General features: G+C 54.9%; 17 protein-coding genes and 2 riboswitches. Of the genes, 2 read left to right on the top strand and 15 right to left on the bottom strand.

Annotated features, from left to right (window positions below):
- Positions 1 to 4: 4 nt before the first annotated feature.
- The gene (locus tag R2K26_RS03330; RefSeq protein WP_176821243.1) at positions 5 to 442 is read left to right on the top strand and encodes a DUF1934 domain-containing protein; all 438 of its coding nucleotides are present in this window, start codon (positions 5 to 7) and stop codon (positions 440 to 442) included.
- A gap of 19 nt (positions 443 to 461) precedes the next feature.
- Entirely contained in the window at positions 462 to 2150 is a 1689-nt protein-coding gene (gene argS, locus R2K26_RS03325; protein ID WP_316518761.1) for an arginine--tRNA ligase, read from the top strand.
- 154 nt (positions 2151 to 2304) lie between these two features.
- Here the strand turns inward: argS and R2K26_RS03320 are convergent, their stop codons facing one another.
- From R2K26_RS03320 to rpoC, 15 genes are all read right to left on the bottom strand, one after another.
- The gene (locus R2K26_RS03320; RefSeq protein ID WP_176821241.1) at positions 2305 to 2733 is read right to left on the bottom strand and encodes a flavodoxin; all 429 of its coding nucleotides are present in this window, start codon (positions 2731 to 2733) and stop codon (positions 2305 to 2307) included.
- A gap of 35 nt (positions 2734 to 2768) precedes the next feature.
- Positions 2769 to 3314, bottom strand: coding sequence for a DUF3793 family protein (locus R2K26_RS03315; protein ID WP_308448150.1), 546 nt, complete (start codon positions 3312 to 3314; stop codon positions 2769 to 2771).
- On the bottom strand, positions 3307 to 3618 hold the full coding sequence (locus tag R2K26_RS03310; RefSeq protein WP_316518760.1) for a DUF2325 domain-containing protein: 312 nt from the start codon (positions 3616 to 3618) through the stop codon (positions 3307 to 3309). The genes R2K26_RS03315 and R2K26_RS03310 overlap by 8 nt, the downstream gene beginning before the upstream one ends.
- A gap of 427 nt (positions 3619 to 4045) precedes the next feature.
- Entirely contained in the window at positions 4046 to 4258 is a 213-nt protein-coding gene (locus tag R2K26_RS03305) for a hypothetical protein (RefSeq protein WP_316518759.1), read from the bottom strand.
- Between the two features lie 10 nt (positions 4259 to 4268).
- Complete coding sequence (locus tag R2K26_RS03300) at positions 4269 to 5300, bottom strand: rod shape-determining protein (RefSeq protein WP_308448147.1); 1032 nt, start codon at positions 5298 to 5300, stop codon at positions 4269 to 4271.
- A gap of 63 nt (positions 5301 to 5363) precedes the next feature.
- The gene (locus R2K26_RS03295; RefSeq protein ID WP_316518758.1) at positions 5364 to 6011 is read right to left on the bottom strand and encodes a ComF family protein; all 648 of its coding nucleotides are present in this window, start codon (positions 6009 to 6011) and stop codon (positions 5364 to 5366) included.
- Complete coding sequence (locus tag R2K26_RS03290) at positions 6008 to 8257, bottom strand: ATP-dependent RecD-like DNA helicase (protein WP_316518757.1); 2250 nt, start codon at positions 8255 to 8257, stop codon at positions 6008 to 6010. Before R2K26_RS03290 ends, R2K26_RS03295 begins: the two co-directional genes overlap by 4 nt.
- Before the next feature lie 37 nt (positions 8258 to 8294).
- Positions 8295 to 8549, bottom strand: a complete 255-nt coding sequence (locus R2K26_RS03285) for a hypothetical protein (protein ID WP_316518756.1) — start codon at positions 8547 to 8549, stop codon at positions 8295 to 8297.
- Between the two features lie 147 nt (positions 8550 to 8696).
- The gene (gene metK / locus R2K26_RS03280) at positions 8697 to 9881 is read right to left on the bottom strand and encodes a methionine adenosyltransferase (RefSeq protein WP_316518755.1); all 1185 of its coding nucleotides are present in this window, start codon (positions 9879 to 9881) and stop codon (positions 8697 to 8699) included.
- Positions 9882 to 9967: 86 nt separating this feature from the next.
- A riboswitch (SAM riboswitch) is annotated at positions 9968 to 10069 on the bottom strand.
- Between the two features lie 103 nt (positions 10070 to 10172).
- A complete protein-coding gene (locus R2K26_RS03275; protein WP_176821232.1) occupies positions 10173 to 10781 on the bottom strand; it encodes an ECF transporter S component in 609 nt (202 codons plus the stop codon).
- Positions 10782 to 11003: 222 nt separating this feature from the next.
- Positions 11004 to 11135: riboswitch (FMN riboswitch) on the bottom strand.
- Between the two features lie 24 nt (positions 11136 to 11159).
- A complete protein-coding gene (tuf, locus tag R2K26_RS03270; protein WP_176821231.1) occupies positions 11160 to 12362 on the bottom strand; it encodes an elongation factor Tu in 1203 nt (400 codons plus the stop codon).
- Positions 12363 to 12453: 91 nt separating this feature from the next.
- Entirely contained in the window at positions 12454 to 14547 is a 2094-nt protein-coding gene (fusA, locus tag R2K26_RS03265; RefSeq protein ID WP_176821230.1) for an elongation factor G, read from the bottom strand.
- Between the two features lie 30 nt (positions 14548 to 14577).
- A complete protein-coding gene (gene rpsG, locus R2K26_RS03260) occupies positions 14578 to 15048 on the bottom strand; it encodes a 30S ribosomal protein S7 (RefSeq protein WP_176821229.1) in 471 nt (156 codons plus the stop codon).
- A 187-nt stretch (positions 15049 to 15235) separates the two neighbouring features.
- Positions 15236 to 15664: a 30S ribosomal protein S12 gene (gene rpsL, locus R2K26_RS03255; RefSeq protein ID WP_176821228.1), complete on the bottom strand. Its 429-nt coding sequence runs from the start codon at positions 15662 to 15664 to the stop codon at positions 15236 to 15238.
- Positions 15665 to 15862: 198 nt separating this feature from the next.
- Positions 15863 to 19468, bottom strand: coding sequence for a DNA-directed RNA polymerase subunit beta' (gene rpoC, locus R2K26_RS03250; protein ID WP_316518753.1), 3606 nt, complete (start codon positions 19466 to 19468; stop codon positions 15863 to 15865).
- Positions 19469 to 19495: the final 27 nt, after the last annotated feature.

Raw genomic sequence — 19495 nt, 5'->3', positions numbered from 1 at the left:
GATTATGCGCGAAGATTACGAAATCACCATCATCGGCCGCCAAACGATTGACGCACAGACCGATGAAATTCAGGTGGATACGCTCGGCGATTACACCGAGCGCGGCGGCGCAAAGTATATCTCCTACACGGAATATGCCGATGAAGCGCCGTATAACGGTCAGCTCAAAGTGCTCAAAATCGAAAATGAGGATACCGTCACCATGCTGACCCCCGGCACGCCCACCCGTCTGGTGCTGGAAAAAGGCAAGCGCCACAAATGCCTTTATGATACCGGCGCAGGCGTGCTCTCCCTCGGCGTATATACACAGACGTTAAAGCATGACCTTTCCGCTGCGGGCGGTGAGCTGTGCATCCGCTATACGCTCGACATCGATACCCAGCTTTCCTCCAGCAACGAAATCTGCGTTCGCCTGCGCAAGCGTGATCTATTCAATAAATAAACCGAAAGGAACATCCCCTATGTCTAAAGCAGTAAGCATTGCAAAAGAACAGGTTTCTGCCGTCATTGAAGCGGCGATGAAAAAAGCGATGGCTGCGGGCATGCTGCCCGAAGCAGAGCTGCCCGCTTTCACCGTAGAACGCCCGGCAGACCGCTCTCACGGTGATTTCGCAACGAACGCCGCCATGGCTTCCGCGCGTGCATTCCGCATGGCGCCCCCGAAGATTGCCGCGGCTATCATGGAAAATCTCGACCTCAACGGCACCTACTTCGTTAAGGCCGAAACCGCCGGCCCCGGCTTCATGAACTTCTTCCTCGGCTCCGCGTTTTACAGCGATGTGCTGACCGAAGTGCTCACAAAAGACAGCGCATACGGCAGAAGCGGCTACGGCAACCACCGCAAGGTCATGGTCGAGTTCGTTTCCGCCAACCCCACGGGTCCCATGCACATGGGCAACGCCCGCGGCGGCGCGCTCGGCGATTGCCTCGCCTCCGTTCTGGATGCCGCAGGCTACGACGTTTGGCGTGAGTTTTACGTCAACGATGCCGGCAACCAGCTCGATAAATTCGGTCTCTCCCTCTCCATTCGCTACCAGCAGCTCTTCGCGGAAAATCCGCCGGAGCTCCCGGAGGACAGCTACCACGGCGAAGACATTCTTGACCTCGCCAAAGAGTACGCCAAAGAGCACGGCGACGAGCTGATGCACGTCACCGAAGAAGAGCGCCGCAAGGCACTCGTCGGCTTCGGTCTGCCGAAAAACATCGCGAAAATGAAGGCCGATATGGAAAAATACCGCGTCCATTACGACCGCTGGTTCCTCGAAAGCGACCTGCACAAGGACGGCGAAGTCATGGCCGTCGTCGATTACCTGCGCGACCGCGGCCTCACTTACGAAAAAGACGGCGCCGTCTGGTATAAGGCAACCGAGTTCGGCGGCGAAAAGGACGAAGTGCTTGTCCGCGCCAACGGCAACCCAACCTACTTTACGGCAGACATCGCCTACCACAAGAATAAGTTCGACCGCGGCTTCGACCTGCTCATCGACATCTGGGGCAGCGACCACCATGGCCACGTCGCCCGCATGAAGGGCGCGATGGACGCCATCGGTCAGAGCGCCGATAAGCTCGACATCATCCTCATGCAGTTCGTCCGTTTGATGCGTGACGGCCAGCCCGTGCGCATGAGCAAGCGTACCGGCAAGGCCATCCAGCTCGGCGACCTACTCGATGAAGTCCCGGTCGATTCCGCAAGATTCCTCTTTAACATGCGTGAAGCGAACTCCCTGCTCGACTTCGACCTTGACCTCGCCGTGCAGCAGGATTCACAGAACCCCGTGTACTACGTCCAGTACGCCCACGCGCGTATTTGCAGCATCCTGCGCGCACTGGAAGCCGAGGGCGTCACCCCGCGCGACTGCACCGCAGAGGAGCTCGCACTGCTCACCGCGCCGGAGGAGCTTGAGCTCATCCAGCACATCGCGTCTTACACCGATGAGATCATCGGCGCCGCAAAGGACTATGACCCGGTACGCATCACGCGCTATGTTATCGAGCTTGCAACAAAGTTCCACAAGTTCTACAATGCCTGCCGTGTAAAGGGCGAGGAAGAAAGCCTCATGCAGGCGCGTCTCACCCTCTGCCGCGCCACCGCAACGGTCATTCGCAACGTCCTCACCATGTTCAACATCACTGTTCCGACGTCCATGTAATCATAAACAGCAAAGAAGTCGCTCCCGTTTCCGAGAGCGACTCCTTTTGTATAAGAAAACCGACGGCACAAGTTCCATCATGCCGTCGGTTTTTCTATCCTGTTATGCGCAAATGTGTGGTATTACACGTTATACTCTAAAATTTGCCGGTAGATTATTCACCTGCGAGCTTCTTGCCAAGCGCAATGCACGCTGCGTCTGCTTCGTCGTCCGGTGCTTCGTTGCAGATGACGCTGTCGCCTGCGAAGACCGCGCCGTCACCAAGGCAGGTCTCTTCCCAGTTACGCATCCATTCGCCGTCGCCCCAGCCGTAAGAGCCGAACAGCCCGATCACCTTGCCGGAAAGCTTTGCTTCGCACTCGGTAAACACCGGCTCAAACTCCGTGTCCTCCAACTGCTCGGAGCCCATAGACGGGCAGCCGAACGCCACAGCCTCATAGTTATCCATCAGATCTGCGGAGAACTCTGTGCAGTTATATACATCTGCTTCTGCACCCGCTGCGCGAACGCCTTCTGCAACCTTTTCCGCCATCATCTGGGTGTTGCCTGTACCACTCCAATAAACAACTGCTGTTTTACGCATTTTTTGTAACCTCTTTTCAAAAATTTCTTTATATGTCAGGCAGCTACGGTAAGCTGCAAAACACTTCTGCCTTCCTGCCACAAACGCTTGTAGATGTCCCGGCACTTCTTATACCGCGCAAATGTGCGCACTGCCTCGCATTCGTTGCAGTACACCTTCCAACATCCGCAGCACTTGCAGTTTTGCCCGGCGTTTTCAATGAACCCAAGCACATCCTCCACCGGGTAGCCGAGGAAAAGCCCAATCTCATGCGGGAACCCGTCTCCGCTTGCAAGCCGCATGCGCAGCCGTTCTATCGCGCCGTCCACGCTCGTGTCGGTGTAGCCGTAGCGCTCCAAAAGCTCTTTTGCGCCGGGGCGCTCCAGGTCTTTTGCAAGCTGCGTGCGGCGGCACACATAAATGAGCATCGCATTTTCTTCGCGCTTTAAGATCAGCAGCTCTACACCTTTATCGCGGAATATGCGATTCAAATGCTTTACATCGTCCTCCGGGTCCTGCGCCGCGTGGTAGGAAAATAAACTCGCCGTTTTAAGCGACGCCAGCGTCGGCGCACAATGCTCGATCAAGTATTTCTCAAGCATTGAAAGCACACTCTCCGCGCACAGCCGCACAGCAATCTGCCAGTACACTGTGCAGCGCCGAGGCACTGCTGCTCGGCACATACGCGATCGGAATGTTATTTCTTTTCGCTTCCTTGGAAGCGCTCAACATCATTTTGTGCGAGACCGTGCTGGTGAAAAGCAAAAGGTAGTCCGGCGTGCCGAGCTTCTTTTTCAAGGAGCCGTTCTCCTTCACATACACCTTTGCTTTGCAGCCATGGTTCTTGCAGATATCCATGTACTGACATACCATGCGTTCATTGCCGCCAACGATCACTACGCTCATATTCTATCCTTTCTGCCTGCAAAAGCGTTTCACAGGCTGCCCGCAAAACCGGGCTTTGCATTTGATTTAAGTTAGCTTGCGCTAACTCTTTTGCTTTAAATAAAGCGGATTCTCACCGCTATGTGTTATCCTTAAAGTTAGTACAAACTAACTTGCTCATAGTATACTAAACTCGTATACATTTGTCAACCCCTATTTTGATTTTTTATTCGGAAACTTTCACCCCGTCATTTTTCGCAGAACAAAAGCCGCGTTCCATAACCCGGTTTTGTCTTCATTTACTCTGCTTTTACCTATATCCCCAATGCCCGCTCTTCTTGCGCAGCTTCACTTTCCCCCGAAACGGCAGCGACGCAGCCCGCCGCACGCAAGACCGGCACGCAAATTTCCGTAAAAAATAAGCGCAGAGAATTCCTCTGCGCCAAGCTTATTCTTCGTTTTTCAAAAAGGCTTCCTGCACCGATTCCGCGCGGCTTTCGGCCACAAGCACCAACCCGCGGCGTTTGTCTCCCGTCAGCACGGCGCTTTCCCCGGCCTTCAGCCCGATAAGCGCCAAGGCCTCTTTCGGAATATGCACACCGCCGTTTTCGTCGATCTGCACCGTCCACATTTTGCGGCCTTTCGGCACCCGTTTTTCCATACGCCGCTCCTTAATAATACGCGGTCAGCGGCACATTGCCGTTTTCCTTGCCCGCGTCCATCTTCACGCTGTCTATCCACTGCACTGCGCGTCCTGCGCCGAGAATCACGCAGTCCTCCGGCTCTTCCGCAATGCGCACGCGCATTTTCGTCTGCTTCGAGATAAGCGTGTCCAACCCACGCAGCTTCGCGCCGCCGCCTGTCAGCACAATGCCCGCGTTGCCGATGTCTGCCGTCAGCTCCGGCGGCGTCTCCTCCAGCACACTCTGAATTTTGTGCACAACCTTCACAACGGATTCCAGCATGGCTTCGCCAATCTCGTCGGAGGTCACTTCCACCTTTGCAGGCAGGCCGTTGCGCTCGTCTCTGCCGCGCAGCTCGTATTTTTCAATGTCCTTCAGCGGGAACGCGCAGCCCACGGCGCACTTTGCCGCCTCTGCCGTCTGCTCGCCGATAATCAGATCAAACTTTCTGCGCGCGTATTTGATAATATCCTCGTTGAACACCGCGCCGCCCACGGCAATGCTGCCGCTTACGGAAAGGCGATTCATCGAAAGCACGCCGATGTCGCTCACACCCTCGCCGAGCGTGACAACCATGCTGCCGTGCGGACGGGAAATATCCAGCCCCGCACCGATCGCCGCCGCCACCGGCGCTTCGATCAAGCACACCTTGCGAATGCCGTTCGCCGCCACAGCGTCCACCACCGCACGGCGCTCCACTTCCGTAATACCGCTCGGTACCGCCACAACGGCGCGCGGCATGAAAACGCGGCTGTTCGTCACCTTTTTCAGGTAGTGCTGCAGCGTCGCGTCCATCAGCGTCAAATCGGAAATCACACCGCCCGTCACGGGCTTGACCACGCGCACGCGATCGCTCGTCCTGCCGAGCATTTTATACGCGCGGCGACCCACGGCCACCACACGGTTAGAGTCTTCATCTACGGCGATGACGTTCGGTTCATCCACCACAACACCCTTGCCGTCTACATATAATCTGAAATTTGCCGAACCCAAATCGATCGCAATATCCGTACCGGCCATGGTACCATCCTCTCGCGTTATACTGTCTTTTATTTTACATGACTTTTTCCCGTTTTGCAAGGTCTAATCGACCGTCGCGCACGAAACACAGCCCACATAGTCCGCCCCGTTTCGGTACAACACCTTTGCGCATTCCACGGCCGTCGCGCCGGTCGTCACGATATCGTCCAAAAGCAGAATGCGCAGCCGCGCCGCACCCTCCGCGCGGTACGCCCCACGCACATTCGCTTCACGTTCCTTGGCGCTCAAATTGTGCTGCGTGCGGTTGTGCTTCGTCTTCTCCAAAATATCCGTGCGGCACGGAATACCCGTCAGCTTCGATACCTCTTTTGCAAGCAGCACCGATTGATCGTACCCGCGCTGTTTCAGCCTCTCCCGGCTGATGGGCACCGGCACAATACAGTCCCAAACCCGGTTTTTATCGATCGCCGGCAGCATTAACTTTGCAAGCGGTTTCGCAAGGTTCGTCCCGTTTTTGAACTTGAACCGCCACAAGGATGACCGAAACGGCTCCTTGTACCGCTGCGGCGCACGGCATTCCAGTGTGTAATCCCGTCTTCCTGCATGCAACGCGAAAAAACGCACGCGAATGTCCGGCTGCAGCTTCGCGCAGTCCGCGCACAACTCGTCCTCGTTCACCGCTCCCGCACGCCCGCACAAAAGGCATCGCTTCGGGTAAAAGAACGTGAGAATCTTCTCTAAAACGCTCATGCTTCCGCTTCCTCATTCTGCTCCGGCTCGTCTTCCTCCGGCTTTTCGAGCAAAAAGTGCTGCAAGCCGGAAAACCGCCGCGTCTTTTTATCGTTCGCCACCATATCGGCGACTACACTGCGCTTGCCAACCAAAATCAGCAGCTTTTTCGCACGTGTAATGCCCGTATACAGCAAATTTCGGTAGCTCAGCTGCGGCGCGCCCGGGAACATCGGCATCACAACCGCCGTAAACTCATTGCCCTGGCTCTTATGTACCGTCACGGCGTAGGCAAGCTCCAGTTCTGCTGCCGCGTGCTCAAAATCATACAACACCTCTTTGTCGTCGATTTCCACACGCAGACAACCGGCATCTTTGTCCACATCGATGACGATGCCCATGTCGCCGTTATATACGCCTTCGCCCACCGTGCCGTCTTCGCGACTCCACGGCAGGTTGTAGTCATTTTTGATCTGCATCACCTTGTCTCCCTCGCGGAAAACCGTGCCGTTCACCGTCACCTGCGGCTTGTTTTTCGCGGGCGGGTTAATCTGCTCGCGCAGCTTACGGTTCAGCTCCACCGTGCCAAGCTCGCCCTTGCGTCCCGGGCATAATACCTGAATGTCCGTCACCGGCGAATACCCGTAGCTTTTCGGCAAGCGCGTCACCACAAGCGACTGCACCGTCTCCGCAACGGAGCGTGCATCCTCGCGCGGCATAAAAAAGAAATCGTTGCTGCGCACGGAAAGCTCCGGCATCTCGCCTTCTACAATCTTGTGCGCGTTCATCACAATGAGACTCTCCATCGACTGACGGAAAATCTCCTTCAGTTGCACTGTTGGGAATACCTTCGACGCAATAAGGTCTCCGATGACATTGCCCGGCCCCACGCTCGGCAGCTGGTCGCTGTCGCCGACCAAGATCAAACGGCAGCCGATGGGCAGAGCGCGCAGAACACTTTCAAACACATACGCGTCCACCATGGAAAGCTCATCGATGACCACTGCGTCACACTCCAGCGGATTGCGCTCGTTTCTCTGGAACACCGGGTCATCGTTGTCGTCCCAGTCCACCTGTAACATACGGTGAATGGTCTTCGCCTCCACGCCCGTCAGCTCGGACATGCGCTTCGCCGCGCGCCCCGTCGGCGCCGCCAGAAATACCGTTTCGCCTTTTTCCATCAAAATGCGGATAATCGCGTTCAGCGTCGTCGTTTTGCCTGTGCCCGGGCCACCCGTCAAAATCAAAAGACCCTTTTCCAGCGCCGCGCGGATCGCATCCTTCTGCAATTCGGCGTACTCAATGCCTTCTGTGCGCTCAATTTCCGCAATCTCCCGGTCAATGCCCGTAATGGATTCCGGCGGGTAGCGCAGCATCATATGGATGCGGTCGGCGCAGTACACCTCGCTGCGGTGCTGCTTCGGCAAAAACACGAAGTCACGCCCGTCAAAATTCTCGTTCACCGCCTCAAACGTCTGGCACAGCTCAAGTAAAGCCTCCTGCGCACTCTCCGGCGGCACGCCCAAAAGCTTCGCGGCCGCCGCGCACAGTTTATCCGCCGGCAGGCACGTGTGCCCGTTATTCAAATTGTGCCGCAGCACATACAGCACGCCCGCCTTCACGCGCTCCTTGTTGTCGCGGTCATACTCCAGCGACTCCGCCAGCTGATCCGCCACCGCAAACGAAATGCCGATCTTATCGCTGCACAGCCGGTACGGGTCTTCCTGAATGCACGCCACAGAGTCCTGCCCGTACACCTTCCACACCTTCACGGTGTCCTCCGGGCGCACGCCAAAGCTGCCGAGAAATGCCATCAAATCGCGGATGCCGTTCACGCGCTGCATCTCCTCGGAGATTTCTTTCGCCTTTTTCAGCGTGATGCCCTTCACGGTTGCAAGCCGCGCCGGATCTTCCTCGATCACTTTAATGGATTCATCGCCGAACGCTTCTATAATTCGCCCCGCCAGCGCGCCGCCGATGCCCTTCACCGCGCCGCTCGAAAGGTATTTCAGCATCGCCGCCGTGTCCGCCGGACGGGAGCGCTCAAACGCCTGTGCGCGGAACTGCTGCCCGAACGTCGCGTGCGATGTCCACGTGCCATACAGGTGCAGCCGCTCCCCCACACTCACATACGGGAACGTCCCCACCACCGTGATGAGCTCTTCGCCGCAATCGACCTCCAACACCGTGTACTGGTTGCTGTCGTTGTGGTAAACGATATTTTCCACGCTGCCTTCCATTTCCAGCAGCCCGTTTTCCTGCGGCATCGGTTGCGCCCCCTTTTACAATCTTTATCTGTTTCTATTATAGAACATTCTTTCGTGTTTGAAAAGCCCCAATCTCCGCAAACGGGTATTTTTGCACAAGTCTGCGGATAATCGCGTCGATCTCCGGGTCGTTTGTCGGATTCAGGCACACAATGCGGCACATGCCGTATAAATCCAGCCACTTCACGCGCTCCAAAACACTGCGCACAATATACTCTGCGTCGTCCGCGCGGCGGATCGTCGCATACACCGTAAACGGCAGCGCATCCTCCAGCATTTTCGAACGTGTCACGCGCAGGCAAACGCTCCTCACAGCAAATAAAAAGATACACAGCGTAAACGCGCACACCAAAGCAATCCCGATAGGCTCCATAAAAAACACCTCCGCGCCAGTCTATGACGCGAAGGTGCATTCGGTTCTTATTCTGTTTTGCGCAAATTAAAGCACGGCAGCCTTCATAGCCTCGACCTTGTCGGTCTTCTCCCACTGCACGCCGAGCTCCTCGCGGCCCATGTGGCCATAAGCGGCGAGCTGACGGTAAATCGGGCGGCGCAGGTCGAGGTTGCGGATGATCGCGTTCGGACGCAGGTCAAAGACCTTCTGCACAGCCTCGGCAAGCTTGGAATCCTCCACCGTGCCGGTGCCGAATGTATCGACCATAACGGAAACCGGGTGTGCAACACCGATGGCGTATGCAAGCTGCACCTCGCATTTCTTTGCAAAGCCCGCAGCTACAATGTTTTTTGCAACATAACGTGCCGCATATGCAGCGGAACGGTCAACCTTCGTCGGGTCCTTGCCGGAGAATGCACCGCCGCCGTGACGACCTACGCCGCCGTACGTATCGACGATGATCTTTCTGCCGGTCAGACCGCTGTCACCTACCGGGCCGCCGATGACAAAACGGCCGGTCGGGTTTACATAATACTTCGTGTTCTCATCGATGAGCTCCGCCGGAACGATCGGCTTCACAACATATTCGATCATATCCTTGCGAATCTGCTCCAGAGAGACAGCCTCGCTGTGCTGCGCGGAAATAACGATGGTGTCGATGCGCTTCACCGTGTCGCCGTCGTATTCCGCCGTCACCTGCGTCTTGCCGTCCGGGCGGAGGTAGTCAAGCGTGTCGTCCTTGCGGACTTTTGCCAGCTGCTTGGCAAGCTTATGCGCCAAAGAGATGGTCAGCGGCATCAGCTCCGGGGTCTCATCGCAGGCATAGCCGAACATCATGCCCTGGTCGCCCGCGCCGATAAGGTCGTCCTGGTCAGCGGCGCCGTTTTTCGTTTCAAAAGACTCGTTCACGCCCATTGCAATGTCCGGGGACTGCATGTCGATGGAGGTCAGCACCGCACAGGTCGCACCGTTGAAGCCCGCATCCGGAGAATCGTAACCGATCTCTTTGATGACTTTACGCGCAATCGCATCGATGTCCACATAGCACTCGGTGGAAATCTCGCCCATCACGTGCACCATACCGGTCGTCGCCGTCACTTCGCAAGCTACATGCGCGGTCGGGTCTTTCGCCATGATGTCGTCGAGAATTGCATCGGAAATCTGGTCGCAAACCTTGTCCGGGTGGCCTTCGGTCACGGATTCAGATGTAAAAAGATGTTTGTTATTCATGTTTTGCTCCTTTACTCTTTTCACTTACAGCCCCCACAAGGAATTTTAGGAAAAAAAGAACCGCTCAAAAGATGAGCGGTTCAAAATCCTCATCTTTCGGCATTGCCATGCCGCAGGAATTAGCACCTTGCAAAATGCAGGTTGCCGGACATCAAAGGGCCTGTTCCCTCCGTCACTCTTGATAAGGGCATATTCATTTTTGACTGTAAAAAAGTATAACACAGTTTTTCGCAAATAGCAAGGGAAAAAACCGCAGAAAATCCCGGTTTTATACCGCCAAATTCCGGCATATCATACGACTTTGCCGTTGATGACCGGCTCCAGCTTCTTATATACCAGAATCGTGATAACCGCACTGATGAGCCCCTTGCAGAACGTAAACGGCAAGTTAAAGATCAAAAGCGCCTGCCACAACTCCTGCACGGAAGGATTGATTGCCTGATACATGCCCATAATGGCCTCCATCGGCATCACATTCGTGTAGATCGGATAAATGATGAACAGATTCGAGAAGAATCCCAGCACTGCCATCAAAAGCGCGCCAACAACAGAGCCCACAATCGCGCCGCCGTAATTGCGGTGGTGGCGGTAAATCAGCCCCGCCGGCACCACAAACGCAGAACCGATAATGAAGTTCGAGAGCTCACCCACACCGCCGGTGATGGTCTGCGAAAGCAGCACAAGATTTTTCACAAAGCAAACGGCAACACCGCTCACCGGCCCAAGCGTAAACGCCGCGATCAGCGCCGGCAGCTCGGAAAAGTCGAGCGAAATAAAGCTCGGCATAAACGGTAGCTGGAAGTGTAAAAACATCAAAACAGTCGCAATCGCCGCCAGTACGCCGGTCATTGCAATTTTACGAATATTCACATTGGAAGTTTTTGCAGTATTTACGGTCATAAATGTCAGAACCTTTCTGTATGAATATCAGGCAGCGCAAGGAAATTCACTCCGCGCTTGCATTTTCCCTTTACGGGAAAACACAAATCCACGCAGCGCCGCCTTTAGAATGCCGCATAAGCCATGCGCATTCCCAACTTATACTATGTCAATACAGAAACGGGGGTAAGAATCAAAAAGCACCCCACGAAAACTCGCGGGGTGCCGAAATCCTTTTGATTCACGTTTCTTCTATCATCCGGACTATACCGTCGGCTCCGGAATCACACCGGATCAGCGCAAAACTGCGGTCGCGGGCTTATGCCAAAGGCATTTACCGCCGGTGAGGAATCACACCTCGCCCCGAAGAAAATGATGAGATTTTAGTTTGAGTAAAAATTACTCGTTGATACCCGTAACAACGCCGGAACCAACAGTTCTGCCGCCTTCACGGATAGCGAAGCGAAGACCCTCTTCGATAGCGATCGGGGTGATCAGCTCAACGTCCATGACAACGTTATCGCCAGGCATGCACATCTCGGTGCCTTCCGGCAGAGAGATAACACCCGTAACGTCGGTGGTACGGAAATAGAACTGCGGACGATAGTTGTTGAAGAACGGGGTATGACGGCCGCCTTCGTCCTTGGTCAGAACGTAAACCTGGCCCTTGAACTTGGTGTGCGGGTGAATCGTGCCCGGCTTGGACAGAACCTGGCCGCGCTCGATGTCGGTTCTCTGGATACCACGGAGCAGAACGCCGATGTTGTCGCCAGCCTCAGCAAAGTCGAGGAGCTTGCGGAACATTTCGATGCCCGTAACAACGGACTTTCTTCTCTCGTCGGTGAGGCCGATGATTTCGACTTCGTCAGACATCTTCAGAATGCCACGCTCAACTCTACCGGTAGCAACAGTACCACGGCCGGTGATGGTGAAGACGTCCTCAACCGGCATCAGGAACGGCTGGTCAGCCTTACGTTCCGGGGTCGGGATGTAGTCGTCAACAGCATCCATCAGGTCGAGGATGCACTTGTACTCAGGAGCGTTGACGTCCTTGGACTCGCTGGTGAGTGCGAGGTAAGCGGAACCCTTGATGATCGGGGTGTCATCGCCCGGGAACTCATACTCGTTCAGCAGGTCACGGATCTCCATCTCAACAAGCTCGAGGAGCTCTTCGTCGTCAACCTGGTCGCACTTGTTCATGAATACAACAATGTACGGAACACCAACCTGACGGGAGAGGAGGATGTGCTCACGGGTCTGCGGCATCGGGCCGTCAGCAGCGGAAACGACGAGGATAGCGCCGTCCATCTGTGCAGCACCGGTGATCATGTTCTTAACATAGTCAGCATGGCCCGGGCAGTCAACGTGAGCGTAGTGACGCTTGTCCGTCTCATACTCAACGTGAGCGGTGTTGATCGTGATACCACGCTCTCTCTCTTCCGGAGCCTTATCGATCATGGAGTAATCCTCGAACTGTGCCTGGCCCTTCAGAGCGAGAACCTTCGTGATAGCAGCAGTAAGAGTAGTCTTACCATGGTCAACGTGACCGATTGTACCGATGTTTACATGGGGCTTATTTCTTTCGAACTTAGCCTTTGCCATTGGAATTGCCTCCTTTTATTCAGTAAAATAACCTTTTGAGTTTATTACCATTGTAGCAACAAACCGCAAAAAAATCAAGTAGTATTTCGCTTTATTCAGCCTTTTTTCTGGAAGCGATGATCGTTTCAGAAACAGACTTCGGAACTTCAGCGTAGTGAGAGGGCTCCATGGTGTACTGACCACGGCCCTGGGTCTTGGAACGCATGTCCGTTGCGTAGCCGAACATCTCAGACAGCGGAACTTCGCTGGTGATCTGCATAGCACCCGGAGTAGCCTCCTGATTCTGCATGATGCCGCGACGGGAGTTGAGGTCACCGATAACGTTACCGAGGTATTCCTCCGGAACGGTAACAACAACCTTCATGATCGGCTCCATGATGACCGGATCAGCCTTGCGCATAGCATCCTTAAATGCCATGGAGCCGGCGATCTTAAAGGCCATTTCAGAGGAGTCAACTTCATGATAGGAACCATCATACAGCGTGACCTTCACGTCAACAACGTTGTAACCAGCAAGCACGCCGGAGAGCATTGCGCCCTGGATACCCTGGTCAACAGCCGGGATATATTCCTTCGGAACCGTACCGCCGACAACTGCGTTGACGAACTCGTAGCCCTTACCCGGGTTCGGCTCAATACGGATCTTAACGTGACCGTACTGGCCCTTACCGCCGGACTGACGAGCGTACTTCATATCGGAATCCGCATTCTTGCGGATCGTCTCTTTGTAAGCAACCTGCGGCTTACCGACGTTAGCCTCAACCTTAAACTCACGCATCAGACGGTCAACGATGATCTCCAGATGGAGCTCACCCATGCCGGCGATGATGGTCTGGCCGGTTTCTTCATCGGTATAGGCCTTGAAGGTCGGGTCTTCTTCTGCGAGCTTTGCAAGTGCAATGCCCATCTTTTCCTGACCGGCCTTGGTCTTCGGCTCAATCGCAACACGGATAACCGGCTCCGGGAATTCCATGGACTCAAGGATGATCGGGTGCTTTTCGTCGCAAAGGGTATCACCGGTGGTGGTGTTCTTCAGACCGACTGCAGCAGCGATGTCACCTGCGTAAACCATTTCCAGATCCTGTCTGTGGTTTGCGTGCATCTGAACAATACGGCCGATACGCTCGGTGTTATCCTTTGTGGAGTTGTAAACGGTGGAACCAGCCGTAAGCGTACCGGAGTACACACGGAAGAAGCACAGCTTACCGACGAACGGGTCCGTAGCAATCTTAAATGCAAGAGCGGAGAACGGCTCCGTATCGGAAGAGTGACGAACGTCCTCTTCTTCGGTTTCCGGGTTTACGCCCTTAATAGACGGAACATCCGTCGGAGCCGGCATGTAATCAACAATCGCGTCCAGAAGCTTCTGAACACCCTTGTTCTTATAGGAAGTGCCGCAGGTAACCGGAACCATCGTGTTGTTGATGGTGGACTTGCGGATGCAGGTCTTGATCTCATCGATCGTGAGCTCTTCACCCATGAGATACTTCTCCATGAGTGCGTCGTCCTGCTCGGCGACATGCTCGATCATCTCGGTGTGATACTTCTCTGCGAGCTCTTTCATGTCTTCCGGGATCTCTTCGCAACGGATATCCTTGCCGAGATCATCATAGTAGACATAAGCCTTCATTTCCACGAGGTCGATGAGGCCCTTGAAGGTATCTTCAGAGCCGATCGGCAGCTGGATCGGTACAGCGTTGCACTTCAATCTCTCGCGCATCATGTTGACAACGCGGTAGAAATCAGCGCCCATAATGTCCATCTTGTTGACATACGCCATACGCGGAACCTTGTATTCCTCAGCCTGACGCCAAACGGTCTCAGACTGCGGCTCAACGCCGCCCTTTGCGCAGAAAACCGTTACGGAACCATCGAGAACACGCAGGGAACGCTCAACTTCAACGGTGAAGTCAACGTGGCCCGGGGTGTCGATGATGTTGATACGGTTCTGGTGACCGTTTCTGTCCGGCCAGAAGCACGTCGTAGCAGCGGAAGTAATCGTGATACCTCTCTCCTGCTCCTGTGCCATCCAGTCCATCGTAGCGGAACCGTCGTGGGTCTCGCCGATCTTGTAGTTGACGCCTGTGTAATAAAGGATACGCTCGGTCGTTGTTGTTTTACCGGCATCGATGTGCGCCATGATGCCGATATTTCTTGTAAATTCAAGTGGTACCTGACGGGCCATATAATCCTCCTTAATACGTTTACAGGTAAATTACCATCTGTAATGTGCGAAAGCCTTGTTGGCTTCTGCCATCTTATGCGTATCGTCACGCTTCTTAGCAGCGCCGCCGGCGCCGTTCAGAGCGTCAAGGATCTCTCCGGCCAGTCTCTCCTTCATCGTCTTTTCAGAACGAAGTCTGGAATAGCTCGCCATCCAGCGCAGACCCAGGGTCTGACGTCTCTCCGGACGAACCTCGATCGGAACCTGATAGTTCGCACCGCCAACACGGCGTGCCTTAACCTCCAGGCTCGGCATTACGTTCTCCATAGCCTGCTCGAAAACCTCCAGAGCATTCTTGCCCGTCTTCTCTTCGACGATCTCGAATGCTTCGTAAACGATCTTCTGAGCTACGCCCTTCTTACCATCATACATGATGTTGTTAATCAGGCGTGTGACCAGTTTGGAATTATACATAGGATCCGGCAAAACATCGCGTTTTGCTACATTGCCTCTTCTTGGCATAGTCTTCCCTCCTTCACATAATAGTATGAATTCATCGGTACTCGAAAGCACAAGCTCCCGCCGGCTAAGAAAAGGTATTTACGCACGATAATCAGTAGCTTATCTATTATAAATACCCTTAAAGCGAATTTCGCTTTTCCGGTCAAAAGTTCATTGTGTAACGATTTGTTTTGGCTCTTTAAAGAAATTACTTCTTTGCAGCGCCGGCCTTCGGTCTCTTAGCGCCGTACTTGGAACGAGCCTGCATACGCTTTGCAACACCCTGCGCGTCAAGCGTGCCGCGGATGATGTGGTAACGTACACCAGGAAGGTCCTTAACACGACCGCCACGGATCATAACAACGCTATGCTCCTGCAGGTTGTGACCAACACCCGGGATGTAAGCGGAGACTTCGATACCGTTGGAAAGACGGACTCTGGCAATCTTACGAAGTGCGGAGTTCGGCTTCTTCGGGGTAGCAGTCTTAACAGCAGTGCAGACACCGCGCTTCTGGGGAGAATCCTGATCGATAGCAATTCTCTTCTTGGAGTTCCAACCCTTCAGCAGTGCCGGCGCCTTTGCCTTCTTCTCGGAAACTGCGCGACCTGTGTGAATCAACTGGTTAAATGTGGGCATATTGCACCTCCTTACACAATTTCTATATATGTCATGCGGGTTTATATTGCCCGCAGAACATGCGCCTATACAAAACAGTATCCTGTCCGTACAAAAAACGCGCGGACAGGTCTGTTTTATGCGGTTTCAAAGGCGGTTCCGGCAGAAATTCTCAGATTTCATGCCCACAACACACCATTTGACATTATACACCGCTCATTATTCGTTTGTCAAGCCCTCTTCTGCATTCTGCGCGGAAGTTTTTTCCTCAAAGCTGCTCAAAGCGGCTACGGCCTCTTGGCTTAAAGAGCTGCTCGGCGCCGTCGGCGCAATTTCAACATTGGTGTAGCAGTCCATGCCGGTGCCGGCCGGAATCAGCTTACCGATGATGACGTTCTCCTTCAGGCCAAGCAGCGGGTCTACCTTGCCCTTGATGGCGGCGTCGGTCAGCACGCGTGTGGTCTCCTGGAAGGAAGCAGCGGAAAGGAAGGACTCGGTCGCCAGAGATGCCTTCGTGATACCGAGCAGCGTCGGCGTGAATGTCGCCTCGCGCAGGCCGGTCTCGCCGTTTGCAATTCTTGCGGCGATCTTCTCGTTTTCAAGAAGCGTGTCGTTCTTATCGACGAGCGCGCCGACGAGCAGCGGCGTGTCGCCCGCGTCTTCAATGCGCACCTTGCGCATCATCTGACGAACGATAACTTCGATGTGCTTATCGTTGATATCAACACCCTGCATACGGTAGGTGCGCTGCACTTCCTCAATGAGGTAATCCTGCACCGCCTCCGGGCCGCTGATGGCGAGCACGTCGTGCGGGTTGACGGAGCCTTCGGTCAAGCGGGTGCCCTTTTCAACCACATCGCCCTCTTTTACGCTGAGGCGTGCACCGAACGGGATGAGGTAGCTGCGCTGGTCGCCATCGCCGCGAACGACAATGTGGCGGTTCTTTTTGACCTCTTCAAAGCCGATCGTACCGCCGATCTCTGCGATGATTGCGAGATGCTTCGGCTTGCGGCTTTCAAACAGCTCACTGACACGCGGAAGACCCTGCGTGATATCTTCTGCGGATGCAACACCGCCGGTATGGAACGTACGCATCGTCAGCTGGGTACCCGGCTCGCCGATGGACTGTGCGGCGATGATACCAACCGCCTCGCCGACCGTGATCGGCTGGCCGTTTGCAAGGGAGGAACCGTAGCACTTCTTGCACACGCCGTGACGGGTGCGGCAGTTCAAAATAGAGCGGATCTTGATGTGCGTCGTGCCGCGGCCGATGATGAGGTCAGCTTCGGCGTCGCCAATCATCTTATCCTTAGAAACGAGCACGTTGCCATTCTCGTCGCAGTAATCGTCAAGCAGGTAGCGGCCCACAATACGCTCCTTAAGCGGCTCAATGGACTCGTTACCGGATTTGATCTCGAACACTTCCAGACCCTCGGTCGTACCGCAGTCATCCTGACGAACGATAACATCCTGAGAAACGTCAACCAGACGTCTGGTCAGATAACCAGAGTCAGCCGTTCTCAGAGCCGTATCGGCAAGGCCCTTACGAGCACCACGGGAGGAAATGAAGTATTCCAAAATGTTCAGGCCTTCACGGTAGTTCGCCTTGATCGGAATTTCGATCGTCTTACCGGACGTATTCGCGATCAGACCGCGCATGCCGGCCAGCTGACGGATCTGGTTCATAGAACCACGGGCGCCGGAGTCTGCCATCATGAAGATCGGGTTGTAACGGTCAAGGCCGTCCTGCAGGGCTTTCGTAACGTCGTTCGTCGCCTTTTCCCAAGTCTTCAGAACCGCGCTGTAACGCTCGCCGTCGGAGAGGAAGCCGTCGCGGAAATCTGCGGTAATCTCGCTGATCTCTGCCTCTGCCTTTGCAAGAATCTCCTGCTTCTGCGGCGGAATCGTCGCATCGCAGACAGCAACGGTGATTGCGCCGATGGTGGAATACTTGTAGCCCTGTGCCTTAATGGCATCGAGCATTTCGCTTGTGATCGCCGTGCCGTGCTTTTTGATGCACTTGTCGATGATCTTGCCGAGCTGCTTCTTGCCGACGAGGAAATCGACCTCAAACTTGAGAATATTCTCCGGGTCGGTGCGGTCAACAAAGCCGAGATCCTGCGGGATCGGGCGGTTGAAGATCATGCGGCCCATCGTCGTATCGACAAGGCCCGTATATGTCTGGCCGTTGTACTCCACGGTTCTTCTGACCTTGATCTTGGAGTGCAGCGTGATATATTTTGCGTCATACGCCATGAACGCTTCGTCCATGTTGCGGAATACCTTGCCTTCACCGGTCTCTCCGTCCTTATCGAGCGTAAGGTAATAAGAACCGAGAACCATATCCTGCGACGGGACCGCAACAGGACTGCCGTCGGAAGGCTTTAAGAGGTTGTTTGCAGCCAGCATGAGGAAGCGTGCCTCTGCCTGTGCTTCTGCGGAAAGCGGCACATGCACAGCCATCTGGTCGCCGTCGAAGTCCGCGTTGAACGCGGTGCAGACGAGCGGATGCAGCTTAATGGCGCGGCCCTCAACGAGGACCGGCTCAAACGCCTGAATGCCCAGGCGGTGCAGCGTAGGTGCACGGTTCAGCATGACCGGATGGTTCTTGATAACGATCTCCAGTGCGTCCCAAACCTCGCTCTTCGCGCGCTCTACGGCCTTTCTTGCAGCCTTGATGTTGCCGGCGGCACCGGTCTCGACAAGACGCTTCATAACAAACGGCTTAAAGAGCTCCAGTGCCATTTCCTTCGGCAGGCCGCACTGGTACATTTTCAGCTCCGGGCCAACAACGATAACGGAACGGCCGGAATAGTCAACACGCTTACCGAGCAGGTTCTGACGGAAGCGGCCCTGCTTGCCCTTCAGCATATCGGAAAGGGACTTGAGCGGGCGGTTGTTCGGGCCGGTGACCGGTCTGCCGCGGCGGCCGTTGTCGATGAGGGCATCGACGGCTTCCTGCAGCATACGCTTCTCGTTGCGCACGATGATGTCCGGCGCGCCGAGCTCGATGAGTCTCTTCAGACGGTTGTTTCTGTTGATAACGCGTCTGTACAGGTCGTTCAGGTCACTCGTTGCAAAGCGGCCGCCGTCCAACTGTACGAGCGGACGGATATCCGGCGGGATAACCGGCACGGCATCGAGGATCATCCACTCCGGGCGGTTGCCGGAGATACGGAAGGATTCCACAACCTCAAGACGCTTGAGAATGTGCACGCGCTTCTGTCCCTGCGCGGTTTCGAGGTCTTTTTTGAGCTCTTCGCTGAGCTTTTCGCAGTCGATATCCTCGAGCAGCTTCTTCACAGCTTCAGCGCCCATGGACGCCTCGAAGTCGTCCTCATATTTTTCACGCATGTCGCGGTATTCCTTTTCGGTGAGCGTCTGCATCTTAGAGAGCTCACGAACGGAACCCGGATCCGTAACGATGTAAAGTGCGAAATACAGAACCTTTTCCAGTACGCGCGGGGAAAGGTCAAGAATCAGACCCATGCGGGACGGGATGCCCTTAAAATACCAGATGTGCGAAACCGGCGCTGCAAGCTCAATGTGACCCATGCGCTCACGGCGAACCTTGCTGCGCGTCACTTCAACGCCGCAGCGCTCGCAGACCTTGCCCTTAAAGCGGATGCGCTTATACTTGCCGCAATGGCACTCCCAGTCCTTTGTCGGTCCGAAAATGCGCTCGCAGTAAAGGCCGTCGCGCTCCGGCTTCAATGTACGGTAGTTGATGGTCTCGGGCTTCGTGACCTCACCGTACGACCAGGAGCGAATCTGCTCGGGCGATGCAAGGCCGATCTTTATTGATTCAAAAACGTTAAACTCCATATATGCGATCCTTTCCTTTCACCCGAA

It is taken from the genome of Neglectibacter sp. CSJ-5 (genome assembly GCF_032490475.1).
Lineage (GTDB): Bacteria > Bacillota > Clostridia > Oscillospirales > Acutalibacteraceae > Hominenteromicrobium > Hominenteromicrobium mulieris.
The sequence above is the reverse complement of the archived record's forward strand: the minus strand, read 5'-3'. Positions and strand labels throughout refer to the sequence as shown.